The sequence below is a fragment of the Desulfocastanea catecholica genome (assembly GCF_054657295.1).
The window spans coordinates 1-3,148 of sequence record NZ_BAAHYZ010000083.1 but is presented as its reverse complement, the minus strand read 5'-3'; the positions used below and the strand labels follow the sequence as shown (position 1 = coordinate 3,148).

The 3,148-nt window shown below is 49.3% G+C and carries 1 rRNA gene; it reads right to left on the bottom strand.

The annotated features are described in order from the left end of the window. Nucleotides 1–44 precede the first annotated feature (44 nt). Nucleotides 45–3,103 (bottom strand): 23S ribosomal RNA (locus tag ACYQ8U_RS22820). Nucleotides 3,104–3,148 lie beyond the last annotated feature (45 nt).

Here is a 3,148-nt window from a genome sequence, read left to right as displayed (position 1 = left end):
ATAATTGAATAGTAGGGTAGTCAGTAGAGTAAAAATCAAAAGATATGGATAAGCCGCACGGCTGATTAGTATCGGTAAGCTCCATGTGTTACCACACTTCCACACCCGACCTATCGACGTTGTGGTCTACAACGAGCCTTCAGATGGCTTACACCATGGGATATCTTATCTTGAAGTGGGCTTCCCGCTTAGATGCTTTCAGCGGTTATCCCTGCCGAACTTAGCTACCCAGCAATGCCCCTGGCGGAACAACTGGTGCACCATAGGTTCGTCCATCCCGGTCCTCTCGTACTAGGGAAAGATCTCCTCAAATATCCTGCGCCCGCAACAGATAAGGACCAAACTGTCTCACGACGTTTTAAACCCAGCTCACGTACCACTTTAATTGGCGAACAGCCAAACCCTTGGGACCTGCTTCAGCCCCAGGATGTGATGAGCCGACATCGAGGTGCCAAACCTCCCCGTCGATATGGACTCTTGGGGGAGATAAGCCTGTTATCCCCGGAGTACCTTTTATCCGTTGAGCGACGACCCTTCCATGCGGAATCGCCGGATCACTAAGACCTACTTTCGTACCTGCTCGAGGTGTCCCTCTCGCAGTCAAGCTCCCTTATGCCTTTACACTCTACGGCTGGTTTCCAATCAGCCTGAGGGAACCATCGCGCGCCTCCGTTACTCTTTAGGAGGCGACCGCCCCAGTCAAACTACCCACCAGACAATGTCCTGGATCCAGATAATGGACCGCAGTTAGATTCCTAAGATAACAAGGGTGGTATTTCAAGGGTGACTCCATCGACACTGGCGTGCCGACTTCAAAGTCTCCCACCTATCCTACACATGTTATCTCAAAAACCAATGCCAAGCTATAGTAAAGGTTCACGGGGTCTTTCTGTCTAGTTGCGGGTAACCGGCATCTTCACCGGTACTACAGTTTCGCTGAGTCCCTGGTTGAGACAGTGGGGAAATCGTTACGCCATTCGTGCAGGTCGGAACTTACCCGACAAGGAATTTCGCTACCTTAGGACCGTTATAGTTACGGCCGCCGTTTACCGGGGCTTCGGTTCATTGCTTCACCTTGCGGCTGACAAGTCCCCTTAACCTTCCGGCACCGGGCAGGCGTCAGACCCTATACTTCGTCTTTCGACTTCGCAGAGTCCTATGTTTTTAGTAAACAGTCGCTCCCCCCATTTCACTGCAACCTGACTAGGCTCAATCAGTAAATAATTTCACCATGCAGGCACACCTTCTCCCGAAGTTACGGTGCTATTTTGCCGAGTTCCTTAACCAGAGTTCTCTCAAGCGCCTTGGTATCTTCTACCTGCCTACCTGTGTCGGTTTACGGTACGGTCACATTCATAACTAGATACGAGGATTTTCCTGGAAGCATGGAACCAGCCACTTTGTTGTCTAAAAGACATCGTCATCACGCCTCAGTGTTGAATAAGGACCCGGATTTGCCTAAGTCCTCCACCTACACGCTTAAACCGGGACTACCAACGCCCGGATGGCCTTACCTTCTCCGTCCCCCCTTATCATCAAACGCTATGAAAGTGGTACAGGAATATTAACCTGTTTCCCATCGACTACGCCTCTCGGCCTCGCCTTAGGAGCCGACTAACCCTGAGCAGATTAACTTGACTACAGGAAACCTGAGGCTTTCGGCGACAAGGTTTCTCACCTTGTTTTTCGCTACTCGTGTCAACATAAGCTCTTGTGGAACCTCCAGCACTCCTTTCGGTGTACCTTCACAGGCGGCCACAATGTTCTCCTACCGCTCGATAAGCTGATTTAAACCTATTAATTTGCTTAGCCGGGGAGGGGAGTTGCGAGCAAAAAGCGCTCGCTTAATGTAACTATCCTTCCAGCTTATATTAATACACTTAAATCAGCTTATCGAACCCGTAGCTTCGGTACTATGCTTAGCCCCGTTAAATTTTCGGCGCGGTATCATTAGACCAGTGAGCTATTACGCTTTCTTTAAAGGGTTGCTGCTTCTAAGCCAACCTCCTGGTTGTATAAACAATTCCACATCCTTTTCCACTTAGCATAGATTTAGGGACCTTAGCTGACGGTCTGGGTTCTTTCCCTTTCGACCACGGAACTTATCTCCCGTAGTCTGACTCCCGCACTCGAACTTGACGGTATTCGGAGTTTGAAAAGAGTTGGTAATCCGGTGGGACCCCTAGTCTTGTCAGTGCTCTACCTCCGTCAGTCAACATGCGAGGCTATACCTAAATATATTTCGGAGAAAACCAGCTATCACCGAGTTTGATTAGCCTTTCACTCCTATCCACAGCTCATCCGAACAGTTTTCAACCTATATCGGTTCGGGCCTCCATCTCGTGTTACCGAGACTTCACCCTGGCCATGGATAGATCACCCGGCTTCGGGTCTACCCCATACAACTCATCGCCCAGTTAAGACTCGCTTTCGCTGCGGCTCCACCTCTCGGCTTAACCTCGCTGCATAGGGTAAGTCGTTGACTCATTATGCAAAAGGCACGCAGTCACACTGTATAAATACATAGTGCTCCTACTGCTTGTAGGCTAACGGTTTCAGTTTCTATTTCACTCCCCTCCCGGGGTTCTTTTCACCTTTCCCTCACGGTACTCGTTCACTATCGGTCATCGGTTAGTATTTAGCCTTGGAAGATGGTCCTCCCAGATTCCCACAGGGTTTCACGTGTCCCGTGGTACTCAGGATATCCCTAGGGTGAAACTGTATTTCGCGTACCGGATTATCACCGTCTATGATCAGCCTTTCCATACTGTTCCGCTATACATTTTCAATCCCATGTCGGGCTCCTACAACCCCGGACTTGCGTCCGGTTTGGGCTTTTCCGCTTTCGCTCGCCGCTACTGACGGAATCTCTACATTGATTTCTATTCCTGCAGGTACTAAGATGTTTCAATTCCCTGCGTTCGCTTTTATTACCTATGTATTGAGTAATAAATGACAGGATATAACTCCTGCCGGGTTTCCCCATTCGGAAATCTCCGGATCAAAGCCTGTTAACGACTCCCCGAAGCTTATCGCAGCTTACCACGTCCTTCATCGCCTTCCGATGCCAAGGCATCCACCGTTAGCCCTTAATAGCTTATCCATAAAACTTGATTAAACTTTTAAGTTCTCAACTACTGTTACCTTC